The following is a 24,100-nucleotide window of genomic DNA, read 5'->3' as shown; positions in this document are numbered from 1 at the left end:
TTCTTAGCTGTAAAACAAACTCAGAGATATATAATGAGAAAAACAATTTGTCTATTGTTGCTTTCGGGGATATGTTTTTCCTCTATAGCTCAAGCGGCTTCCCCCGAAAAGAGTGGTAAAGAAAGAGATCTTTACAACCGGCTCCAATGGGTAAAACCGGAAGCTGTGCGGCTTGCAATCGATGATATGTCCCACGACAAAACATTTGACAAGGGCACTGCCGAGCAACTATTGATAAAGCTGGAGGAGTTACTTAAACCGGGCTTTGAAGGAATCCTGCAAAACGATCCGGCTGCAATCGCCCGGGGAAAACAAGCATTGGAACTGCAACGGTCTATCCTTTTATCGAACCCGCTGCTGAAAAATGGCAAGATAATAGCCAGCCGCTACAAATTGCCGGGAAATGCGCGGAAAGCCATGACTCCGGAACTGGGAACCCAGCGTAACAACTGGACAAACCAGCAAACAAACAGATACAGAGGATTTGATGCCGAGATTGTCGAGTTGTCGGAATTAAACGATCGATTGTCTATGCGTACGGTATTTAAACCGGCAGACAGTGCCGTTATTGCCGATCTGAAATTGCATTGGGACGGTGAGCACATCATGTTCACCTCTGTCACTTCCGACGACCGTTTAAACGTATTTGAAATAACAACCGCCGGAACAGGCTTTCGCCCGTTGATTGAAACACCGGAGCCCGATCTTGAATTTTATGATGCGACCTATCTTCCCGACGGGCGTATCCTGACCGGTGCAAATGTCGGGTATCACGGCGTACCCTGTATTAACGGGAATGCCCCTGTCGGTAATATGATGCTTTATTCGCCCGGCGATAAAAAGCTTCGCCGCGTTACCTTCGATCAGGATGCCAACTGGAATCCGGTAGTCATGCATAACGGTCGTGTGATGTATACACGCTGGGAATACACAGACCTGATGCATTATTATTCACGTTTTGTCATGCACATGAACCCCGACGGGACCGAACAAAAAGCACTGTTCGGTAGCGGAGCCATGTTCCCTAACAGCACGTTCGATATCCAGCCTTTGCCCGGCCATTCTTCGGCTTTTGCCGGTATTATTTCCGGCCATCACGGGGTGGCCCGTTCAGGCCGTCTGATTTTGTTTGATCCGACAAAGGCCCGCAAAGGAGTGGAAGGCATGCTACAGGAAATACCTTACAGAAACCGCCCCATCGACCCTATAGTGAAAGACAGGCTGGTAGATGGCGTTTGGCCCCAGTTTATCAAGCCTATGCCGGTGAACGACAAATACTTCCTGGTTACTGCCAAACTGTCGCCGGATGCACTCTGGGGTATTTACCTGGTGGATGTGTTCGATAATGTGACTTGTCTGCATGAAGCGGAAGGCGAAGGATATATCAGTCCTGTTCTGGTGAGAAAAAGTCAGACACCGCCGGTTATTCCTGACCGCGTAAAATTATCCGAAAAGGAAGCGACCGTATTTATCCAGGATATTTACGAGGGCGAAGGGTTGCGTGGCGTACCGAAAGGAACGGTCAAGTCGTTGCGTATCCATGCGTATGAATATGCTTATATCAAATCCCCCTCTAACCATGAAGCGATGGGGATACAAAGCGGTTGGGATATTAAGAGGAACCTGGGTACGGTTCCGGTAGAAGAAGATGGCTCGGCCATATTCAAAATACCGGCCAATACGCCTATATCCATTCAGCCGCTGGACCGTGACGGACGCGCTATCCAGTGGATGAGAAGTTGGCTGACAGGCATGCCGGGTGAAATTATATCCTGCGTTGGTTGCCATGAAGACCAAAACAGCATTGCCATCCCCAAGCGAGTGACTGCTTCGACCAAACTGCCTGTCGCATTAACGGCTCCAGAGGGAGGAATCCGACCGTTTACCTTTGATCTTGAAGTACAGCCGGTATTGGATCGCGCTTGTATTGCCTGCCATGACGGAAGCGAAGGTAAGCCGGACTTACGGGGCGGCAAAAAAGATGCGCGTGGTTTCGGAACATCCTACCTGGCTTTACATCCTTACGTACGCCGGCAAGGTCCTGAAGCTGATATGGCAGTGCTCCAGCCTTATGAATACCACGCAAATACCAGCGAATTGATTCGTATGCTGGAAGTCGGTCATCACAATGTCAAACTGACAAAAGAAGAATGGTCGGCGCTGACAAACTGGATTGATTACAATGCCCCCGACAAAGGTATATTCGGTCCGATCAACCCGTTGAAAGGAGTCGATCAATATACACGCCGTATTGAGTTGAGTGAAAAATATGCCGGAAAAAGTGTTTGCTGGAAACAGGAGTTAACCGATTATGCAGCTTATTTGAAAACGAAGGGAACAATAAAGCCTGAACTTCCCGAATCCTTGAAAAGCAAGAAACAGAAGAGTCCCAAAGTAAAAGGGTGGCCTTTTTCTTCCGGCGAAGCACAGGACAAGCAGAAAGCGCTCGGTGAAACCCGCCTGTCGGTAGATGTGGCTCCGGGTATAAAAATCAACTTTGTAAAGATACCGTCAGGAAGTTTCGTGATGGGATGCAATACAGGATCGGCCGACCATGCTCCTGCCGGCAAAGTACGTATTGACAAGCCTTTCTGGATGGCAGAAGTAGAAATTACCAACGAGCAGTATGCAGCATTGGTTCCCGACCACGACAGCCGTTGTGTCGATCAGTTCTGGAAAGATCATACACACGCCGGTTATCCCGCCAACCTCCCCCACCAACCTGTTATACGGGTAAGCTACCGGGATGCTTTGGCTTATTGCGAAACTCTTAGCCGGAAAACAGGTTTGAACATTACGCTTCCTACCGAAGCCCAGTGGGAATGGGCTTGCCGGGCAGGCAGCGATAAGGATTTCTGGTTTGGAGATGCGAATGCCGATTTTGCCGGAAAAGAGAATCTGGCCGATGCCCGCTTATCGGATATGGCAGTCAAAGGCGTCGACCCTAAGCCTATGTCGCACGCAGATGCCTTATTCAAATATTATAACTACCTGCCGAAAGCCGCCGGAGTAAACGACGGTGCAATGATTCAAACGGACTCCAAAGACTATCAGGCCAATCCGTTCGGATTGCATGCCATGCACGGTAATATCGCAGAATGGACACGTTCCGCTTATCTTCCTTATCCGTATAAGGCAAATGCGCAGGAAGAAGGGGAACGATACGTCGTACGTGGAGGTTCCTATCTCGACCGTCCGAAATATTCGACCGCCTATACCCGTAAAGCGTATTACCCCTGGCAAAGGGTGTTTAATGTCGGTTTCCGTGTAATAATCGAACAGTAGATACGACCTGCCACTTCTTATAGGTCACATGGTGACTTCTTATAGGTCATTATGTGACTTATAAGAAGTCATTGTCTTGTTTCTTTGTCGAAGAAGGACTATTTCTTATGCTTAAAATCGTAAGGAAAATCAGACAATGAATAATTATTTTTTATTTAAAACAATAGTAGAAAATATCTTTTCGAACTTTGGTATTGCTTGTTCACATATTCGGAAATACGTTTGTATGCTTTAGCAATATGTTCATTAACCGTTTTTTCACTTATATTTAGCAATTCGGCTATTTCCCTGTTTTTTAGTTTGTCTGCTAGTACCAGACGGAATACTTCTCTGCATTTGGGAGGTAAAGAATTGACGGCATCCTGAATTAATGTACGGTATTCATTGTCAAGTAATTTATTTTCCGGTGTATCGTTTTCCGGTAATATCTCTATTTCATATAAAGAAAGTGACTCCTGTTTTTGAGCATATCCTCTACGTAAATAATGCAAGGCTTGATTTTTAACAGAAGTATAGAGATAACGTTCCGGTTCTTTTACATGTGATAGGGTTTCTCTTTTATTCCACATAACGGTGAATACATCCAAGACGACTTCTTCAGAAGTTTCTTTGGATTGTAAGTAATAGTAAGCCAGGTGGAACATCCTACGGGAGTATCTTTCGAATAATATCCGGAATGCATTTTTATCCCCTTTTATTACTTTGTCAAATAATGAGATGGTTTCTTCTTGATTCATTAAACGTTGTCTCTTTTTATAGAACTGGACTGTAAAAGTAAAACAAATATTTGTAAAAAAAAAATGAGAGGGAATAGGAGTTTTTGGGTTGTTCTGTCATCTTTATAAATAAACAGTGTTATAAAATTATGTCGAACTACAAAAGAATGTGCCATGAACAGTACCTGAAAGAATAAAAAAGAATTAGGAATGTTGACAGTATTCCAAAATTCAGCTTGTTAATCGGTAGAAAAACTACCAAATATAAAACTAATATTTATTAATAGTATGGATAAAACAACATTAAGAAAACAACCTTCACATCTGATGCGTGTATTGTGTCTTTTCTTTCTCCTTAATTTATGCGGTGGAAGTATCATTGCCTCTCAAAACGTAAAACTATCGCTGAATATGTCAAACACAACATTTAGCGATGTTTTTAGAGAGATTGAAAAAAAGACGGGGTATAAATTTGTATATAATACGACTGAAATCAACCAACACGACGTGGTTTCGGTGAATGAGACCAACAAGAATTTGTCTGATATTCTGGCTGGATTATTCAAAAACAAACAAATATCTTTCCGTATATCAAACAAGCATATAGCTTTGTTTAAAACTCAGAAAAAACGAGTGAGCGGAACCGTCCTCGACCCGTTTGGCGAACCGGTTATAGGGGCCAATGTGGTGGAAAAAGGAACCATGAACGGGATTATCACGGATATAAATGGTAAATTTGCTTTAGACGTAGTATCAGGAGCAACGTTAGTAATCTCTTATATCGGTTATACAACGATAGAAGTTCCCGTAGCGAACAAAGAAAATTTGACGATCACCTTGAAAGAAGATACGGAAACGTTGGAGGAAGTCGTTGTTGTGGGTTATGGGACACAAAAGAAAGTGAATCTGACTGGGGCTGTAGAGACTGTGAATACCAAATCTTTAGAGGGAAGATCGCTTCCTAATTTAAGTCAAGCACTACAAGGAAGTGTTAGTGGAGCTAATTTTTCTGTCGGAAACAGTGGTTTTGAGCCTGGGGCTGATATGACCTTTCAGATTCGTGGCCAAGGTGATGCCTATGTGTTAGTGGATGGAGTAGAAACAGATTTATCAAAACTTAATCCGAATGATATAGAATCTATTTCTATTCTGAAAGATGCTGCAGCCGCTGCTGTTTATGGAGCAAAGGCTTCATATGGTGTGGTTCTTGTTACAACTAAATCTGGTAAAAAGGAGTCTAAACCGGTGGTTAATTTTAATGCGAATGTGTCTTATGCGATTAATACACGTATGCCAAGTAAAGTTGATTCATATACTTGGGCTAAAGTCTTAAATGAAGCCGGAGCAAACGGTGGGGGGATTGTTTTTACAGATGAGGTTATAGATCGAATCATTGCTTATCAGAATGATCCTACGCTACCAGAAACCGTTGCAGATGGAGCAGGATGGGCTACAACGAACAAATCAAACGCAAATAATGACTGGTATGATATTTATTTTGGTGGGACCGTGAATAATCAGGAAAGCGTATCTGTTAAAGGTGGTGGAAAAAAAGCCTCCTATTATGTTTCAGCCGGACATGTATATAACGGTAGTACACTCCAGTTTGGAGAAGATAACTTTAGAAGATACAACACTGTCGCTAAAATAGATGTAAAGCTTGCTGACTGGTGGGATTTTTCTGTAAATAACAGGTTTATGAATTCTAACCGTATCAGACCAAATTTAGATAGTCAGGGAGACTATCCTTTATTATTCCACTTTGCAGCAAACAAAATGCCAACCGTACCTCAATTTAATCCGTCTGGATATAGAAATTATACGTCTATGATACCTTTGCTGGAAGATGGGGGAAATGATAAGACTGTTACCAATGAATTTGTGCAACGTTTTGCTACGGAAATACGTCTGTTGAAAGGATTTAAAGTTAATGCTGATTATACGGTTAAATATAATACGCTTGCTTTTACTTCCGATAACTTTACATGTTATTCTGATATGGTAGATGGTAGTTTTGTTGCTCAAGGAACAACGGTGCCTTCTTATGTAAACAAATATCAACAGCAACAAATGTATACATCATTTAATGTGTATGGCTCTTATGAATTTGATATCAATAAAAATAATTTTGCCATAATGGCAGGTGCACAAAGAGAAAATCAACGTACTGAAAGAATAACCGGTCGTAAAGATGGAATAGTTTCAAATGATGTTCCTTCTTTTTCAACTTCGACAGGTAATATTTATTCATTAACCGATGCTTTGTCTCATTTATGCAGAATGGGGTATTTCGCACGTATTAATTATAATTATGCAAATCGATATTTGCTGGAGATTAATGGTCGTTATGATGGAACATCCGTTTTTGCGCATGGTAATCGTTGGGGATTTTTCCCATCTATTTCAGCTGGTTGGAATATTTCAAATGAGAAATTTTTCGATAATATATTAAGTTCTATTAATAATTTAAAGTTAAGACTATCTTGGGGTAGTCTGGGTAATCAGAATGTAGATGCTTATCAAGACCTGGCTTTAATGGGCTTGAAAACCAATCTGTCATGGCTAATAAATGGAGAAAGGCCCTCTTACGCTACCCAGCCCAATTTGGTGAACACAGAATTGACTTGGGAGAAGTCAAATACATTTGATGTAGGTCTGGATATGAGTTTCCTTAATGGAAGGTTAGCTGTTTCAGGTGATTGGTATCAACGTAATACTTATAATCGTTTAGGACCGGCTGAAGCTTTACCTGCTGTATTAGGTCAAACAATTCCTCAAATGAACAATGCAGAATTACGTACTAACGGATGGGAGTTGTCAGTGTCTTGGAAAGATCAGGTCACGAAAGACTTTTCATATTCTGTATCTGCCATGTTATATGATTATTATTCGGAAGTAACGAAGTATAACAACCCGACTAATATTTTAACTACTTATTACAAAGGTTCTCGTATAGGTGATATTTGGGGGTATACTTCAAATGGACTTATTCAATCAGACGAAGAAGCTACAGAGATAACAAATTCAGGCTATCAAAAACAATTTTATGCTACTTGGAATAAAGGTGATGTAAAATATGAAGATCTAAATGAAGATGGAGTCATTAATAATGGGAATAACACACTTGATGATCATGGAGATCTATCAATTATAGGAAATTCTTCTCCTCGCTATCAATTTGCATTGAATCTGGGTGCTAAGTATAAAAATCTAGATTTTAGTATGATGATGCAAGGTGTTGGTAAACGGGATGTATGGTTCGGTACAAATAATGGTGCTTATTGGGGTATTATGAAGTGGAATCAGTCTTCGCTTAATAAAGGACGTCAGCTTGATTACTATCGTGATCAAGAAGCTACTACATATGTTGGTTTAGGATTGAATACTGATGCTTACTTTGCTCGACCATATAATAATGATTCTATGAATAATAAAAATAGACAGACTTCAACACGGTATTTACAAAATGGTGCCTATTTACGTTTTAAGAATATTCAAATAGGTTATAATTTACCTGAAAAGTTTATTTCCAAAATAAATCTGAGTAAAGTCAGATTCTATTTTTCAGGAGAGAATCTAGGGGTAATAACCGGTAACTTCCCGGATTATATGGATCCGGAAACAGCAACTCAAGGATATAATAATCAAGGAGGTAAAAGTATGAATCCTCAGGCTAGCTATTCTTTTGGCATTGATGTTGAATTTTAAAAAATGAGATTATGAAAAATGAATATTTAATTATAGGTCTATTGAGTTCTCTTTTACTTATGTTTGTCTCATGTGAAGACATATTGGATAAAGAGCCTCTTGATAAAATTTCTAATGACGCATATTGGAAAAAAAGTAGTGATTTAGACGGTTATGTGGTCCAGTTTTATCCAAACCTTGTTTCTGGCGGATATACAAGTAATTTTGGGACAGATGCTTCATCCGGAAGTGATAATGCGATTTACAAAGTTTCTGCTGATAATACGATGAACGGTGCCCGAGCAATTTCTACTGTTGCGTCTACAACTGTTTGGAATTGGTCTACAATAAGCTCTATTAATACATTTTTTGAAAATTGCAACAAATGTGAAGATGATCCTGCCCTTTGGAAACATTATTTGGGAGAAGCTTATTTTTTTCGGGCATGGCAATATTTTTCAAAAGTCAAAAGTTATGGAGATGTCCCTATTTATAAAACAACTTTAAATATGTCTTCTCCTGAATTGTATAATCCACGGGATAAAAGAACGGATGTTGTTGACTTTATTCTGGATGATTTAGATCAGGCAATTGAAAATCTGAATTATTTAAAGGATGTAAATGGTGGATCTAACCGTCTTTCTAAAGAAGCCGCATTAATTTTTAAATCACGAGTAGCTTTATATGAAGGTTCTTGGCAAAAATATCATAAGGGAACTGATTTTGCTACCGAAGGTGCTGATTATTTGAAGTATTTCAAAATAGCCTATGAGACAGTAGAAGAATTACAGACACCGGGAAAATATACTGTAGGCACATATGGTAACTCAGCTAAAGATTATGGAGAGATGTTTGGCCAGGATGATATGAGTAAAAACAGCGAAGTGGTCCTCTGGAAAGCTTTCAATAAAGATGCAGGGTTAAAGCATGAGCTACAAGCTTATACAACAAAGGAAACAGATGGTAGAGCAGCCACCTTGTCATTTGTTCAATCTTTCCTGGATAAAAATGGGGAACCGTTTGATTGGCAGAATGTAATTAGCACATATAAAGGAAATGCATTTCTTTCTTATCTTCAAGAATATGCAGACCCTCGTTTATCACAAACGATATGGATGCCCGGTGATTTAATGTGTAGCAATAATAAATATGGCGAGTATCATTTCGTAAAACCCAATGTGGATAAATCAAGTGTTTCTTTATGTTCTACAGGTTTTCAAATCAAAAAAGGAGCTAATCCACTGTCGGATGGTGCCGGATCTACCTATGGTGCCGGTTGTGAAACAGGTTTAATCGTATTCAGATATGCAGAAGCTCTGTTAAACTATGCTGAGGCTAAGTATGAATATGATGGAAATGTGGATTATGATAAATCCATTAATTTATTGAGAAGAAGAGTTGGAATGCCAGACTTTAAAGTTATTCATGATTCGAATGCAAAACAGTTTTCAGATTATGGTTATGAAATTTCTGATGAATTATTTGAAATTCGAAGAGAACGTAGAGTTGAATTAGGGCAGGAAGGTTATCGGACTGATGATTATAAACGTTGGGCAGCACATAAATTATTTCAAGGAAAACGGCCATTGGGATATCCTTTTTTGAAGTCGGAATTTCCTAATGCTAAAAATATATACACAACTGAGGATGGGTTACTTGACCCATTTAACAAAGTACTTCCAAATGGATATAAATTTGATGAAAATCGAGATTATTTGGATTGCATTCCTACTAACGAGATAACATTGAATTCAAAGTTGTTACAGAACCCTGGTTGGTAATTTGAGCCTAATTGTTAACAGGGAATATTCATAAAAATATTCCCTGTTAACAAACTTGAAAATTGCATTTTAATTTGTATAAAAGATTAAAACGATTTATATATGAATACCAAATTGTATATTTTTTTATTCTTTTTGTGTTGTTTTGAATTACAAGCGGAAGAATTTTGTCCAAATGACACATTGAGTTATAAACAGATAGAACAAGGAAGTTTAAACTTATATGTATTCTATCCTGATAATCAAAAAGCAGGAGTAAATCGTCCTGCTATTATTCTTTTTTTTGGAGGTGGATGGAACGGTGGATCTCCATCCCAGTTTTATCAGCAATGTGCATATTATGCTTCCTGTGGATTTGTTGCAATTTCTGCAGAATATCGAGTTATAAGTAAACATCATACAACTCCTTTTGAATGTGTAATGGATGGAAAATCTGCGATACGATATGTAAGAGAAAATGCATTAAAAATAGGCGTTGATCCTGATAAGATTATTGCAGGAGGAGGCTCAGCGGGAGGCCATGTAGCAGCTTGTACAGCGATGATTGATGGTTATAATGAAGAAGATGCTTCCATTTCTTCAAAGCCAAATGCAATGGTTCTTTTTAATCCGGTATTGGATACAACAAAAAAAGGGTATGGAGCATCGAAGCTAAAAGGAAAAGAAATAGAACTTTCTCCTAATCATCACATAAAGAACGGTTTACCTCCTACAATTGTCTTTCATGGAACAAGTGATAAAACCGTCCCCTATGAAAATGCTACTTTTTTTGTTTCTAAAATGAAGAAAGCCGGGAATAAATGTGAGCTTATTTCAGTAGAAGGTGCAGACCATGGCTTTTTTAACGGTTCTTTTTTTCGTCCTAAAAATGATGACACAAATTTTAATTTGACAATGAAAGAATCTGTTCGTTTTTTGTCTGAATGTTTAAATCTTCATGATCGTATAAAATAGAAAGGAAGAATCTGTTATAAACAATAAAACTGAAAAACATGAACTTTTTAAGGAAATCGATCTATTTATTTAGCAGTCTTGTTTTTTGTCCTCAAATTATGCTGGCACAAAAAAAGATTCCTGTCAAACCGAACATTTTATTTATTTTAATTGATGATTTAGGTAAGGAATGGATCAGCACATATGGCGCAGAAAATATAGAAACACCGGTATTCGATTCCTTGAGTAAAACAGGTATTACTTTTACTAATTGCTATTCGATGCCACAAAGTACTCCTTCTCGTGTGTGTTTACTAACCGGTCAATATCCTTATCGAAATGGATGGGTAAATCATTGGGATGTCCCACGCTGGGGTGCTGGTGCACATTTTGACGAAACATGTAATCCTTCTATCCCTGATATGATACGAAAATCCGGTTATGTGACGGCTGTTGCAGGTAAATGGCAACTAGATGATTTTAGAGTAGAACCTGATGCAATGAACCGGGTTGGATTTGATGAATATTGTATGTGGACAGGATATGAAACTGGAGTACCGGAGTCAAAGAATAGATATTGGGATCCTTATATTCATACTAAATCGGGAAGTAAAATATATCAAGGGGAGTTCGGCGAGGATATTTTTTCAAACTTTTTGATAGATTTTATGCGCAAGCATGGAAAGGGAGATAAACCAATGTTTATGTATTATCCTATGTGTTTAGCCCATACACCTCTAACTTCTACTCCTCATGAACCAAATGTAAAGGGAAAAATGGAATGTCATAAAGCAATGGTTCGATATGTTGATTATACGATAGGTAAATTGGTTTATGAACTCGAACATTTGGGGCTACGGGAAAATACAGTTATAGTAGTAACTACAGACAATGGAACATCAGGTGATATAATAGGAAAACGAAATGGAATGGATATAGCTGGAGGAAAATCAAAAACAACAGAAGCCGGAATCAATGCTCCTTTGGTAATTAGTTGTCCATCTTTTATTGATCAAAATGTAATAACAGATGTTTTAGTTGACTTTACGGATTTTTTTCCAACATTTGCAGAAATGGCAGAAGCCAAATTATTAGAAGAGTATATCTATGATGGAAAATCATTTTATCCTTACTTAAAAGGGGAAACAGATTATATTCCTCGTTCTTGGATAATGGGAATGGGAGGACATAATAATGCAAAAGTAAGTAAAAAAGGAGTTGAGAATCAGTATGTATTCCGTGACCGAGTCATTCGTGACAAACAGTATAAGTTGTACATCTCCCCTAAAAAGGAACCCGTAAAGCTATTTGATTTGTTGAAAGATCCGTATGAAAAGAACAATATTATCGGAGAAGATGAAATGACAAGTGTGATAGAAAAGTTACAATTACCACTTGAATCGATGTTTAAACAAGATTCAGATCCTACATACAATCCAAATCCTGCTCAAGAATGGGATATACAAGTAAGTGTAGAATCCCAGACATGGAAAATAAACTATTAAATTTCAATAATTTATATAAAATAGAAAATGAAGATGATGATAAAAAATACGACTTTACTATTAGGCTGTAGTACTTTTTTGAGCTGTTTAGCTTCTTCTTTTAGTCTAAGTGCAAAAAGTAATACTCCCAATATTGTTCTTATCATGGCTGACGATATGGGATATGCTGACTTTGGATGCTATGGTAATACAATCAATAAAACACCTCATATCGATCGGTTGGCAGAGAAGGGAATGAAGTTTACAGATTTTCATACGAATGGTGCTGTATCCAGTCCTACTCGAGCCGCTTTAATGACAGGGCGTTATCAACAATATTATGGAATAGAGGGGGTAATAACGGCAGCCAACCATCGTAAAACAGGATTAGATCCTTCTGCTACAACTATTGCAAAGTTACTTCGCGCCAATAATTACGAAACTGTGATTTATGGTAAATGGCATTTAGGGTATCAGAAAAAGTTTAATCCTATTCATTTGGGGTTTGATCAATTTGTGGGTTATGTTTCTGGTAATATTGATTATTTTAGTCATATTGACCAAGAAGGGTATGAAGACTGGTGGCATCAAGATCAATTACATCCGGAAGAAGGGTATACAACGCATTTGATAACTGATTATGCGGAACGTTATCTAAAACAAAAACATGATAAACCTTTTTTCCTTTATTTACCATTCGAAGCCTGTCATGGACCCTGGCAAGGTCCTAATGATGAAGCAATAAGGCTTATAAAAGAGGGGAAATATGAAACATATGACGGTCGCAAAGATATTAAAACTGCTTATAGAGAAATGGTAGAATCTTTAGACGAATGTGTTGGCAGAATAGTTAAAACCCTAGAAGAAAATGGTTTATCTGACAATACTTTGGTTTTATTTTTCTCTGATAATGGTGGAGCTAAATTATCAGATAACTCGCCTTGGTCTGGATATAAAGGTTCTCTGTTAGAAGGTGGTCATCGTGTGTCTTTTATTGCTCATTGGCCTCAACAAATAAAAGCTGGTTCTGTTTCAAATGAAACAATTATGTCAATGGATATATTGCCTACACTTTGCGAGGCAACTTCAACCCCATTGGAAGGAGTATTTGACGGACATAGTTTTTTATCTGTTTTGAAGTCTAATGACATGATGCCAGAACGTATTTTGTTTTGGCGTACAGGTAATGCTGTTTGTGCTCGGCAAGGGAGTTGGAAGTTAACATTAAATAGAAAGACGGGGCATGGTTCCTTAGTTGATTTGTCTGTTGATGTAAAAGAAAAAAATAACTTATGGAATCAATATCCGGAAAAGGTTGAATCATTGCGAAAAGCTATAGAGCAATGGGAAGCGGGTTTTAAAGAGGTTAAACAATTTTCGGACCGAAGTATTCCGGGTGGAGCAATGGATACTGGGGTTTCTTGGCAATTGATAGTTGAAAATTCTCAAATAGGTTAAAGATAAATGCAGATTAAAAAATTAGAATATGATAAAAAGAATTATTTTATTCGTTTTGATTTTATGTGCTATTGTGAGTCCGTTTAAAGCTCAAAAATCATCTTATCCTTTTCAAAATCCGAATTTACCCTTGGATGTTCGCATAAATGATCTGGTTTCCAGATTAACCTTGGAAGAGAAAGTTCAACTAATGAAGCATAAATCTCCTGCAATTGAAAGATTAGGTATTCCTGCTTACAATTGGTGGAATGAAGCCTTACATGGTGTTGCACGAACATCTGAGAAAGTAACAGTTTTTCCACAGGCTATTGGACTGGCTGCCACATTTGATGTTAAGGGGATGGAAAGGTGTGCAGATATGATCTCTTCAGAAGGGAGGGCTTTGTTCAATGAAGATTTACAATCTGGAAAAACCGGGACAATCTATAGAGGGTTGACTTATTGGACACCGAATGTTAATATATTCAGGGATCCTCGTTGGGGAAGAGGACAAGAAACGTATGGAGAAGACCCTTATTTAACTTCAAAAATGGGAGTTGCAATGGTTAGAGGCTTAGAAGGGAATGATTCAATTTATTTAAAGGCTGTTGCTTGTGCAAAACATTATGCAGTACATAGTGGACCAGAGCATAATCGCCATTATTTTAATGCAACCGTATCTCAGTTTGATCTGTGGGATACGTATCTTCCAGCTTTTAGAGAGTTGGTTACAAAAGCGAAGGTGCACGGTGTCATGTGTGCTTATAATCGCCTGGATGGACAACCGTGTTGTGGTCATAATGAATTGTTAATACATATTTTACGAGATCAATGGAAGTTTGATGGTTATGTTACCTCGGACTGCTCGGCGATTAAAGATTTTGCCAATCATCATAAAACGCATGTGAATAATATAGAAGCTGTTAGTGATGCTGTCTTGAAAGGAACAGATTTAGAATGTGGAAATTTATATCAATTATTGGAGCAAGGAGTAAAACAAGGTTTGATTTCAGAGCGTATGATCAATGTTTCTGTAGCCAGACTCTTTACAATCCTTTTTAAAATAGGTATGTTTGATCCGGAAGAAAAAAATCCTTATTCTTCTATTTCACGGGATATAATAGAGTGTGATGCACATAAAGCTCAGGCTTACGAAATGGCCAGAGAATCAATGGTTTTATTAAAAAACAAAAAGAATATATTGCCTCTTAATCAAAAGAAAATAAAAAAAATAGCATTGATAGGTCCAAATGCAGACGCTCCCTTGACTTTGTTGGCTAATTACTATGGCACACCGAGCGAGATTATAACTCCATATAAAAGTTTGCAAAAGCGTTTTGGAAATAAAATTCAGATAGATTATATAAAAGGAACTGATGTTGTGGATAAACTGAAAAATGGTCCATCCTTTTCCGAAATTCTAACTAGAGCTAAACGTTCAGATGTTATTGTTTTTGTATCGGGTATAAATGCTAATTATGAAGGAGAAGCAAGTGATGCAGGTGCAGGGGGATATGCCGGATTTACAAGTGGAGATCGCACAACGATGAAACTGCCGACTGTACAAACTGAATTAATCAAGGAACTAAAAAAAACAGGACGTCCTATAATACTCGTTAATATGTCAGGTTCTGTAATGAGCTTTGAGTGGGAAAGTCAGAATGTAGATGCTATTATACAAGCTTGGTATGGTGGGCAAGCTGCTGGAGATGCTATTACTGACATTCTTTTTGGAGATTATAATCCGGCGGGACGTATGCCAATAACGACTTATATGAATGATAATGATTTGCCTCCTTTTGAAGATTATTCGATGCAAAATCGGACTTATCGTTACTTTAAAGGGGATGTACGGTATCCATTTGGTTATGGTTTAAGTTATACCCGGTTTTCATATGAAGTTTTGCCACATGATTCAATTATTGAAACAGGAAAAGAATACAAAATTCAAGCAAAAGTGACAAATACGGGAGATAGAGATGGCGATGAAGTTGTTCAATTATATGTGAGACATTCCAATGATAATACTCGTCCAATACCTATCTGTTCTCTTAAAGGTTTTGATAGGATACATCTGAAAAAAGGGGAAAGCCGAATTGTATCATTTATCCTCACTCCAGAGGAACTTGCTTTAACCAACAGTGATGGAACAACAGTACAAAGTGAAGGTTCTATGGATATTTATATAGGAGGAGGGCAACCTTATAAATCTGAAGGGGTTTTTTATTCTTTGGATATAAAAGGAGAATCTTATCAGGTTTTCTGATATTTTGTTTAGTCCTGTTTAAATTTTGTTGGTGTATTTAATATAAACAAGTTAAGAGTATAATATTAAACATAAAAAGTAGAGAATGAATACAGGGATTGGAAAAAATATTTTTTTGCTGATATGTTTTTTTTGTGTGGTAAGTCGAGGTACAAGTCAAAATGATTATAGTTTTTATGTTAATCCTTTTATAGGAGCAAGTACGAGTACTCATAAAGCCGGAGCATATCATGGATTGGGCAAAACCTTTCCGGGAGCAACGACACCTTTCGGCATGGTACAAGTAAGCCCTAATACCATTACAGGAGGAGACAATGGTTCAGGATACAGTTATGAACATGAAACAATAGAAGGGTTTGCTTTTACACAAATGAGTGGAGTTGGATGGTTCGGAGATTTGGGTAATTTTTTAGTTATGCCTACAATTGGAAAACTATATACGAATTCAGGAAAAGAAGGAGGGATAAAAGGATATCGTTCATATTATGATAAAACAACAGAAGTTGCTCGGGCCGGTTATTATAAAGTAGTTCTTTCTGATAGCCAAATATTGGTAGAAGCAACAGCTGCGCCTCATAGTGGTATGCTACGTTTCACTTTCCCAGAAAATGCCCGGTCTCGTATACAAATAGACTTGGCTCGTCGTGTTGGTGGTACTTCAACCTTCCAAGAGTTTCGTAAAGTGGATGATTTTACAATAACGGGAAAAATGTGTTGTACACCTGATGGAGGCGGTTGGGGAAATGGTGCCGGGAAAGCTGACTATATTGTCTATTTTTATGCTCAGTTTTCGAAACCGCTAAAAACTTTTGGTGTATGGGATGCTCTAGTTCCGAACGAACAAGTCCGAAAATTAAAATGGGCAGGTAGCCAGGATTTGCAGGATTTAGCATCTGAAGCGAATGTGGTTATGTCTCCTGATTTTTATGCAGGAAAGCACATCGGCTTTTTTACAGAGTTTTCAACGTTTGAAAACGAACAAGTATTAATGAAAACCGGTATTTCGTTCGTAAGCGAAGACGGAGCACGTAAAAATCTCGAATCAGAAATAAATAATTGGGACTTCGATGCATTACAGTCAAAAACAGTTGATTTGTGGAATCAAAATCTTTCTAAGATACAAATATCCGGAGGTACATATGATGAAAAAGTAACTTTTTACACAGCTCTTTATCATACAATGATTGACCCGAGAATATTATCAGATGTTGATGGGAACTATCCGGGACCGGGGCAAAAGGTTTATTATTCTGAAGATTTTACAAAACGAACGATTTTTAGTGGATGGGATGTTTTTAGAAGCCAGATGCCATTACAAACAATTATTAATCCTGATTTAATAAATGATGTTTTATCTTCTCTTTTGACATTAGCAGAACAAAGCGGAAAGCACTATTTTGAACGTTGGGAGTTTTTTAATGCTTATAGTGGATGTATGTTAGGTAATCCTGCTATATCAGTTTTAACAGACGCTTACGTAAAAGGTATTATACCACAATTAGATATAGAGAAAGCCTATCAATACGCAGATACAACTTCTCAACTGTTTGGAAATGTCAAATATGGTTATACCCCGAATCCGGCAGGTGTTTCTAAAACATTAGAATATGCTTATACTGAATGGTGTATGTATTGTTTAGCTAAAGCTTTGGGTAAGGATGAAGATGCTCAGAAATATTTTAATCTATCTTTATCGTATGAAAATATTTATGATCCGGATAAAAAAACTTTCCGTCCACGTGATACAGAAGGTGTTTTTATTGCTTGGCCCAGCAAAGGTAAGTTACAAGGATGGTATGGTTGTATTGAGAGTAATTTATTACAACAAGAATGGTTTGTTCCACATAATATAACAGGATTGATAAAATTAAAGGGGGGGGAAGATAATTTAATTTTAGAGTTAGACTCAATGTTTGCTTCTACTCCTACCCATTTGTTGTGGAATCCATATTATAATCATGCTAATGAAGTTGTACATCATATTCCTTTTTTATATAATCGTCTTGGACAACCTTGGAAAACTCAATATTGGGTACGTCATATCTGTAAAAATGCTTATCTGAATAAAGTGGAAGGTTTGGTTGGGAATGAAGATGTTGGACAAATGTCAGCTTGGTATGTTTTAGCTTCTTGCGGACTATATCCTATTTGTCCTGGAGATACAAGGTATGAAATAACAAGTCCTACATTTAGTGAAATATCTATTCGTTTGGACAATGGAAATATGTTTACAATAAAAGCAACAGGAAATAGTAAAGAGAATGTTTATATTCAATCTGCAAAATTGAATAACAAGACATATCCATATTGTTATTTAGATTATAGTGATATAATGAAAGGTGGAAAGTTAGAGTTAGAAATGGGAGATTCCCCAAATAAAGATTGGGGAATTCAGAAAAAATAAGAAACTATTTTAGTAAACAGTGCGTTGGTAAGGTAAGGTTAGATTGGATGAAAAAAACAAAAATGATATTTTTTCATATGAAGAATAGGAGTTTTTTGTTTCTCTTGTCATCTATTAAATAAAAGACATAGAATAATGAACAATAATACAGATAAAATAGAGGATCTATTAAGTAGGACACGATTTAAATCGCTTCCGTTTAATGAAACGGAAATGTACGAACTCTTAAATGAGAGGATAGATAAACCGCTCATTATATCTTATTTTCAAAAAGATAATAACCGATGGAAATATTTGTTTGTCGCTGCATCTTTAGCCTTACTTATAGTTTTGTCCATACATCTAATAGGCAATGAACCAAAGCAAACGCTTGTTTATTATGAAACAACGGCAGTGCCAGACGCAAAAACAAAAATAATTTTACCCGATAGCAGTGTGGTTTGGCTAAATGCTAATGCCTGTTTGCGTTATCCGCGGGAGTTTTTAGGACAGCAACGAGAAGTAGAGATAAACGGAGAAGCCTTTTTTGAAATCCGTAAGGATGAAAATAAGCCTTTTATTGTGCAATCTGATGGGATAAACATACGGGTACTGGGAACTTCTTTTAATGTTGTTGCGCCAAAAAGTTCAGATATAGTAGAAGTCACTTTACTGAATGGCTGTATCGCTTTATTTAAGGAATTCAATCGCTCTGAGATTGCAGATAAAATTTTACATCCGGGGCAACGGGCGCTTTTCCATAAATCCAGTAATAAGATGGAAGTTAGTGATATTCGTACTGAGAACTCCATATCTTGGGTGACAAGACAGTTTATATTTAAAGAAAACTCATTGGAAGAAATTTCTGCAGAGTTGGAGCGAGCCTTTCATGTAAAAATACATATAGAAAATGAAACAATGAAGAAGCATACTTTCAATGCTGATTTCACAGATAATGAAACATTGGATGAAATTTTGTCTATCCTTCAGATTGTAGCTCGTTATAAAATAGAAAAGCGGAAAGGTGAGATTTTCCTTAAATAAATATAAATTATCAAAGTATAAAAAAGAAAGCTAATGAACAGTACCTAAAATAAAGAAAAAGAATTGGGAATGTTGACAGCATTCCCAAATTCAGATTGTTAATCGGTAGAAAAACTACAAGTATAAAACTAATATTTACAAAGGTATGGATAAAAAATTATTTATTCGACAAAAAGATTTTACAGAATGAAGAATTTGTATTTTTTTAGAACAAGAGTAACATTTCGGATACGAGTATTATCTTCACTCCTGTTCCTTGATCGAGGATATTCTAAACGATTTGATACGTAGAAAAGTAGCGGAACTACATGAAAAGACAGATCATAGTGTAAGATTTGTCCTGTCACAAACCTCTACTGTTTTGAAAATATATTAATTACACAAATATTAAAATACCAAATTCAAATGAAAAAAAGAATGTTACTTACTTTGCCATTAGTTGCTATATCTTCTAATTGTATAATTGCCCAACAAAATTCGAAACCCAATATTGTTTTCATTTTTGCTGACGATTTGACAATGGATGGCTTGGGTAGCCAGAATAAAGATGTCTCCACTCCTAATTTAGATGAATTAAAGAATGAAGGTGTGTTTTTTTCACATACATTTAATCAAGGAGCTTGGGGAGGAGCGGTATCTGTAGCCAGTCGCTCTATGCTTAATACCGGAAAGTATTTGTGGAAAGCTGCTTCATACAATAATTCTAACAAACAGTTTCAAAACAATGGTAATTGGCCAGAAGGTGTGACTCCTTATGCTTCAGAAAAAGCTCAACCGGGAAAACATTGGGGTGAATATATGAAAGAGGCAGGTTATACTACCTACTTCACGGGAAAATGGCACGTTCACACTAAGAAGGCAGAACAAGCATTCGATTATGTTGCTCATGAACGTCCCGGAATGCCTAATCAAACTAAAGAACGCTATGATAGGAAGTTTTTAGAAAATGAACCTGATACTTGGTTGCCCTACGACACAACCAAGCAAGGCTATTGGAAAGGAGGAAAACATTGGAGCGAGGTTTTGGCTGATGATGCTTTACAGTTTATAGATATGACAAAGCAAGATGAAAATCCATTTTTTATGTACTTGGCATTCAATGCACCACATGATCCAAAACAATCACCAAAGGAATACATTGATATGTATCCGGTAGATAAGATATCCATTCCTAAAACATTTATGGAAAAATATCCTTTTGCCGATCATATCGGATGCAGCAAGGATTTAAGAGACGAACAATTGGCTCCTTTTCCACGCACAAAATATTCAGTTAAGAAAAACAGACAGGAATATTATGCTTTAATCACCCATATGGACGAACAGATTGGAAAAATTATCAAAGCATTAAAAACTTCAGGAAATTGGGATAATACTTATATAATTTTTACTGCCGACCATGGTTTGGCTGTAGGAGACCACGGATTTATGGGTAAACAAAATATGTATGACTCTAGCGTACGTGTCCCTATGATCGTAACCGGTCCAGGAGTAAAAAAGGGAAAAACAATCGATCATTTTGTTTACTTACAAGATGCAATGGCTACGTCTATGGATATAGCAGGAAGTAATAATTTAAGTGATATCGATTTTCAATCGTTTCTTCCATTGCTTCAAGGAGAAAAAGTAAAAACACGTGATGCTGTGTATGGAGGATATATAGGTTTGCAACGTATGGTTCGTACAAAGAAATATAAAATGATTATTTATCCGCTGATAAATATTGTACGCTTATATGATATTGAAAAGGATCCGTTAGAAATGATAGATTTGGCAGGCAACCCCAAATACCGTAAAGTAATGGACAACCTGTTTGTTAAGTTTGAAGCACTTCAAGAAGAAGTTTGCGATCCTTTGGATGTCAAACCTTATTATAATCGATTTATCAACAAAAATAAGTAAAATGAATAAAAAAAGTCAGCTGTTATTTGGTGCATTGTCGTGTTTTTTTTTGCATGGTTATTCACAAAACGAAGAAAATCGTCCCAATATAATCTTAATCATGGCTGATGATTTAGGCTGGGGTGATGTAGGATTTAATGGAAATAAGATAATAAAAACACCTAATTTGGATGCTTTAGCTAAAGAAGGAACTGTTATGGATTGGTTTTATTCTGCAGCTCCGGTTTCATCTCCAACACGTGCAAGTGTATTAACCGGCAGGCATCCTTTTCGTTCCGGGGTATTTCATGCAAATGTAGGAATTTTGAGACCAGAAGAAATTACTTTACCTGAAATATTAAAAGAAAAAGGATATACATCTGGCCATTTTGGTAAATGGCATTTAGGGACACTTACCGACAAAGAAAAAGATGCGAACCGTGGAGGTAGCAAACATCCTGAATTATTTAATCCACCATCCGAACATGGATATGATGAAGCTTTTGTTTCAGAATCGAAAGTTCCTACTTATAATCCGATGCTTTGTCCTGTAAAGCCAGAAAATCGTTTTTGGGATTATTCTGCGGTATTGGATTCTTCACGAAGTTTTGGTACACATTACTGGAATATAAAAAGTGAAAAAGTAACTGACAATTTAAGCGGAGACGATTCTCGTATTATCATGGATAGGGTAATACCTTTTATTGATCAAGCTGTAGCTAAAAACACTCCTTTTTTAAGTGTAGTTTGGTTTCATGCACCTCATTTGCCTTGTGTGGCAGGACCGGAACATAGAGCTATGTATCAAGAGTATGAGCTAGATAAACGTAACTATTATGGTTGCATCACTGCTTTGGATGAACAGGTTGGGCGTTTGGTTCGTTATTTGAAAGATAGAGGAATTTATGAAAATACATTGTTGTTCTTTTGTAGTGATAATGGACCAGAAAGAGATGTGCCCGGGACTGTCGGCAATTTTAGAGAGCGTAAACGCTCGTTACATGAAGGCGGTATAAGAGTCCCCGCCTTAGCTGTTTGGCCTGGTAAAATAAAGGGAGGAAAGCATTTGTCTACACCTTGTGTAACTTCTGATTATCTACCTACAATTGCCAGTTTGTTACAAATCCCATTATCACATAAAATCGATGGTGAAAATATAATGCCCCTGCTTCTTGAAAAAAAAGATAAGAGGCAAAATTCTATTGTTTTCTGTTCCGATGTTCAGGCAGCAGTAGTTGATGGTGATTATAAACTTTATTGTAAAAAAGGTCAATATGAATTATTCCATATAGCTAAAGATCCCTATGAAAAAAATAATATCATTTCTGTAGAAACGATGATTTCTGATAAAATGAAAGAAAAGCTGCAATCTACATTGAAAGACTTTCAAAACTCATTCGAAGGGGAAGAATATGGACGATCTTCATACAATCGGGTTAAGCAAGACTGGCATGATGTAATGAATCATTAAAAATGGTAGATAGATAATTGGGTAGATATTAAATTATTATTAGTGAAATATGATGGAAAAAAAATATCATTTGTTTTTGGGGATTAATTTACTGTTCACCTTTATATGTTGCTCGTCACCTGAAGTAGAGGTAGGAACTTTGGATGTGATACCTCAACCCTATGAAGTAACTCAAGATACTGTTGAAAAACCGTTTGTGATCGACAAGAATACTGTGGTTTACGTGCCAACTAGGAATGAGTCCATGAAGCGTATAGCCAACTTTCTGATCTCGTATGTCGATGAGTTGTCAGGTATAAAAATGTCTTTGGTTGCAAAGCAGCCGAATAAAAACGCCATTCTATTAGAGGTGTCTGAGGAAGTAACAGAAAAGGAAGGATATCGGATGCTGGTGTCTACTGACTTGATTACAATAAAAGGAGGTAGTGAAAATGGTCTGTTTTATGCCGTACAGACTCTTTTTAAAGCTTTACCAAAAGTGAGAGGTACGGAAAAATTAGCCGCTGTTCCTGTTGGGAATGTTGAGGATTTTCCTCGTTTCGCATATCGTGGTTTTATGATTGACGTCGGTCGTCACTTTTTCCCTGTCTCTTATATGAAGCGAATGATCGATATGATGGCTTTACATAATATCAATTATTTCCATTGGCATTTGTCGGAAGACCAGGGATGGAGAATTGAGATTAAGAAATATCCGAAGTTAACGGAAATAGGTTCGACTCGCGATTCTACAATAATCGATAGTAAGACAAATAAATATGACAGGATACCTCATAAAGGATTTTATACGCAAGATGAGGTGCGTGAAATAGTACGTTATGCTGCCGATCGTTTTATTACGGTAATCCCGGAAATTGACATGCCCGGACACATGATGGCAGCTCTTGCCTCTTATCCTGAGTTGGGTTGTACGGGAGGTCCTTATAGTGTGCCGTGCAAATTTGGTGTGTTCAAAGATGTTCTTTGTGCCGGTAACGATCAGACTTTGCAATTTTGTAAAGATGTTTTAGAAGAGGTTATGGCTATTTTTCCTTCTGAGTATATTCATATTGGTGGTGATGAATGTCCGAAAGCTCGTTGGAAAGAATGTCCGAAATGTCAGGCTAAAATTTGTAAGTTAGAATTAAAGACTACACTAAAACATTCAAAAGAGAACCAGTTACAAACTTACTTTATGGAGGAAATGGAAAAATTCATCAATGCTCATGGTCGTAAGATGATGGGATGGGATGAAATATTAGAGGGAGGTTTGACTCCGAATTCAACAGTAATGTCATGGCGTGGTGTGAAAGGTGGCATAGAGGCAGCTCGCCAACATCATCCGGTTATTATGACACCGATTCATTTTCTTTATTTCAGTAATCCGCATTGGAATAAATTGAAAGGAGTAAACAGCGTGAAACGTGTATATGGTTTCGATCCTGTTCCTGCTGTTTTGACATCGGAAGAACAAGCCTTTATTTTAGGAACGCAGGCTTGTATATGGACTGAGTGGACTTCTGACACGGTTAAAATGGAGTGGCAAGCTTTACCCCGAATGGCTGCTTTGTCTGAGATACAATGGACTGATCCGAAGAAAAAAGATTTTGAATCGTTCAAGAAACGTTTACCGGATTTATTGAATAAATATGCATTGCGTGGTTATGGTTATCGTAAAGATATTCATGATACCTCAATCATGGAAATGCCGGCTGATTCTTTGAAATAAATAAGTAAAATATAGCACAAATGC

At 37.3% G+C, this 24,100-nt stretch carries 13 protein-coding genes; 12 read left to right on the top strand and 1 reads right to left on the bottom strand.

Going from position 1 to position 24,100, the window contains the following annotated elements; all coding sequences use genetic code 11:
- Window positions 1-33 precede the first annotated feature (33 nt).
- Window positions 34-3,285: an SUMF1/EgtB/PvdO family nonheme iron enzyme gene (locus tag NBH15_RS15850; RefSeq protein ID WP_250823025.1), complete on the top strand. Its 3,252-nt coding sequence runs from the start codon at window positions 34-36 to the stop codon at window positions 3,283-3,285.
- 155 nt (window positions 3,286-3,440) lie between these two features.
- On the opposite strand, the gene NBH15_RS15845 is transcribed toward NBH15_RS15850, so the two are convergent.
- A complete protein-coding gene (locus NBH15_RS15845) occupies window positions 3,441-4,022 on the bottom strand; it encodes an RNA polymerase sigma-70 factor (protein WP_128135333.1) in 582 nt (193 codons plus the stop codon).
- Window positions 4,023-4,289: 267 nt separating this feature from the next.
- Here NBH15_RS15845 and NBH15_RS15840 point away from each other — a divergent pair, with 267 nt between their 5' ends.
- The 11 genes from NBH15_RS15840 (at window position 4,290) to NBH15_RS15790 (ending at window position 24,076) form a co-directional block, all read left to right on the top strand.
- Window positions 4,290-7,709, top strand: coding sequence for a TonB-dependent receptor (locus tag NBH15_RS15840; protein WP_250823024.1), 3,420 nt, complete (start codon window positions 4,290-4,292; stop codon window positions 7,707-7,709).
- Between the two features lie 11 nt (window positions 7,710-7,720).
- Window positions 7,721-9,469 (top strand): RagB/SusD family nutrient uptake outer membrane protein, encoded by a 1,749-nt coding sequence (locus tag NBH15_RS15835; protein ID WP_128135331.1) that lies wholly within the window; start codon window positions 7,721-7,723, stop codon window positions 9,467-9,469.
- Between the two features lie 102 nt (window positions 9,470-9,571).
- Complete coding sequence (locus NBH15_RS15830) at window positions 9,572-10,423, top strand: alpha/beta hydrolase (RefSeq protein WP_128135330.1); 852 nt, start codon at window positions 9,572-9,574, stop codon at window positions 10,421-10,423.
- 38 nt (window positions 10,424-10,461) lie between these two features.
- On the top strand, window positions 10,462-11,907 hold the full coding sequence (locus NBH15_RS15825) for a sulfatase family protein (protein WP_128135329.1): 1,446 nt from the start codon (window positions 10,462-10,464) through the stop codon (window positions 11,905-11,907).
- A gap of 27 nt (window positions 11,908-11,934) precedes the next feature.
- Window positions 11,935-13,344 (top strand): sulfatase-like hydrolase/transferase, encoded by a 1,410-nt coding sequence (locus tag NBH15_RS15820; protein WP_128135328.1) that lies wholly within the window; start codon window positions 11,935-11,937, stop codon window positions 13,342-13,344.
- 28 nt (window positions 13,345-13,372) lie between these two features.
- Window positions 13,373-15,589, top strand: coding sequence for a glycoside hydrolase family 3 C-terminal domain-containing protein (locus NBH15_RS15815; protein WP_128135327.1), 2,217 nt, complete (start codon window positions 13,373-13,375; stop codon window positions 15,587-15,589).
- An 85-nt stretch (window positions 15,590-15,674) separates the two neighbouring features.
- The gene (locus NBH15_RS15810; protein WP_244050519.1) at window positions 15,675-17,993 is read left to right on the top strand and encodes a GH92 family glycosyl hydrolase; all 2,319 of its coding nucleotides are present in this window, start codon (window positions 15,675-15,677) and stop codon (window positions 17,991-17,993) included.
- A gap of 135 nt (window positions 17,994-18,128) precedes the next feature.
- Window positions 18,129-19,016: a FecR family protein gene (locus NBH15_RS15805; protein WP_128135848.1), complete on the top strand. Its 888-nt coding sequence runs from the start codon at window positions 18,129-18,131 to the stop codon at window positions 19,014-19,016.
- A gap of 405 nt (window positions 19,017-19,421) precedes the next feature.
- A complete protein-coding gene (locus NBH15_RS15800; protein ID WP_128135650.1) occupies window positions 19,422-20,918 on the top strand; it encodes a sulfatase family protein in 1,497 nt (498 codons plus the stop codon).
- A gap of 1 nt (window position 20,919) precedes the next feature.
- Complete coding sequence (locus NBH15_RS15795) at window positions 20,920-22,368, top strand: sulfatase family protein (RefSeq protein WP_250823023.1); 1,449 nt, start codon at window positions 20,920-20,922, stop codon at window positions 22,366-22,368.
- A gap of 49 nt (window positions 22,369-22,417) precedes the next feature.
- Window positions 22,418-24,076, top strand: a complete 1,659-nt coding sequence (locus NBH15_RS15790) for a beta-N-acetylhexosaminidase (protein ID WP_369977445.1) — start codon at window positions 22,418-22,420, stop codon at window positions 24,074-24,076.
- The last annotated feature ends 24 nt before the right edge of the window (window positions 24,077-24,100 follow it).

It is taken from the genome of Parabacteroides caeci (genome assembly GCF_023656795.1).
GTDB classification, from domain to species: Bacteria; Bacteroidota; Bacteroidia; order Bacteroidales; family Tannerellaceae; genus Parabacteroides; species Parabacteroides segnis.
Note: the sequence above shows the minus strand (reverse complement) of the source record. Positions and strands in the feature narration are given on the sequence as shown.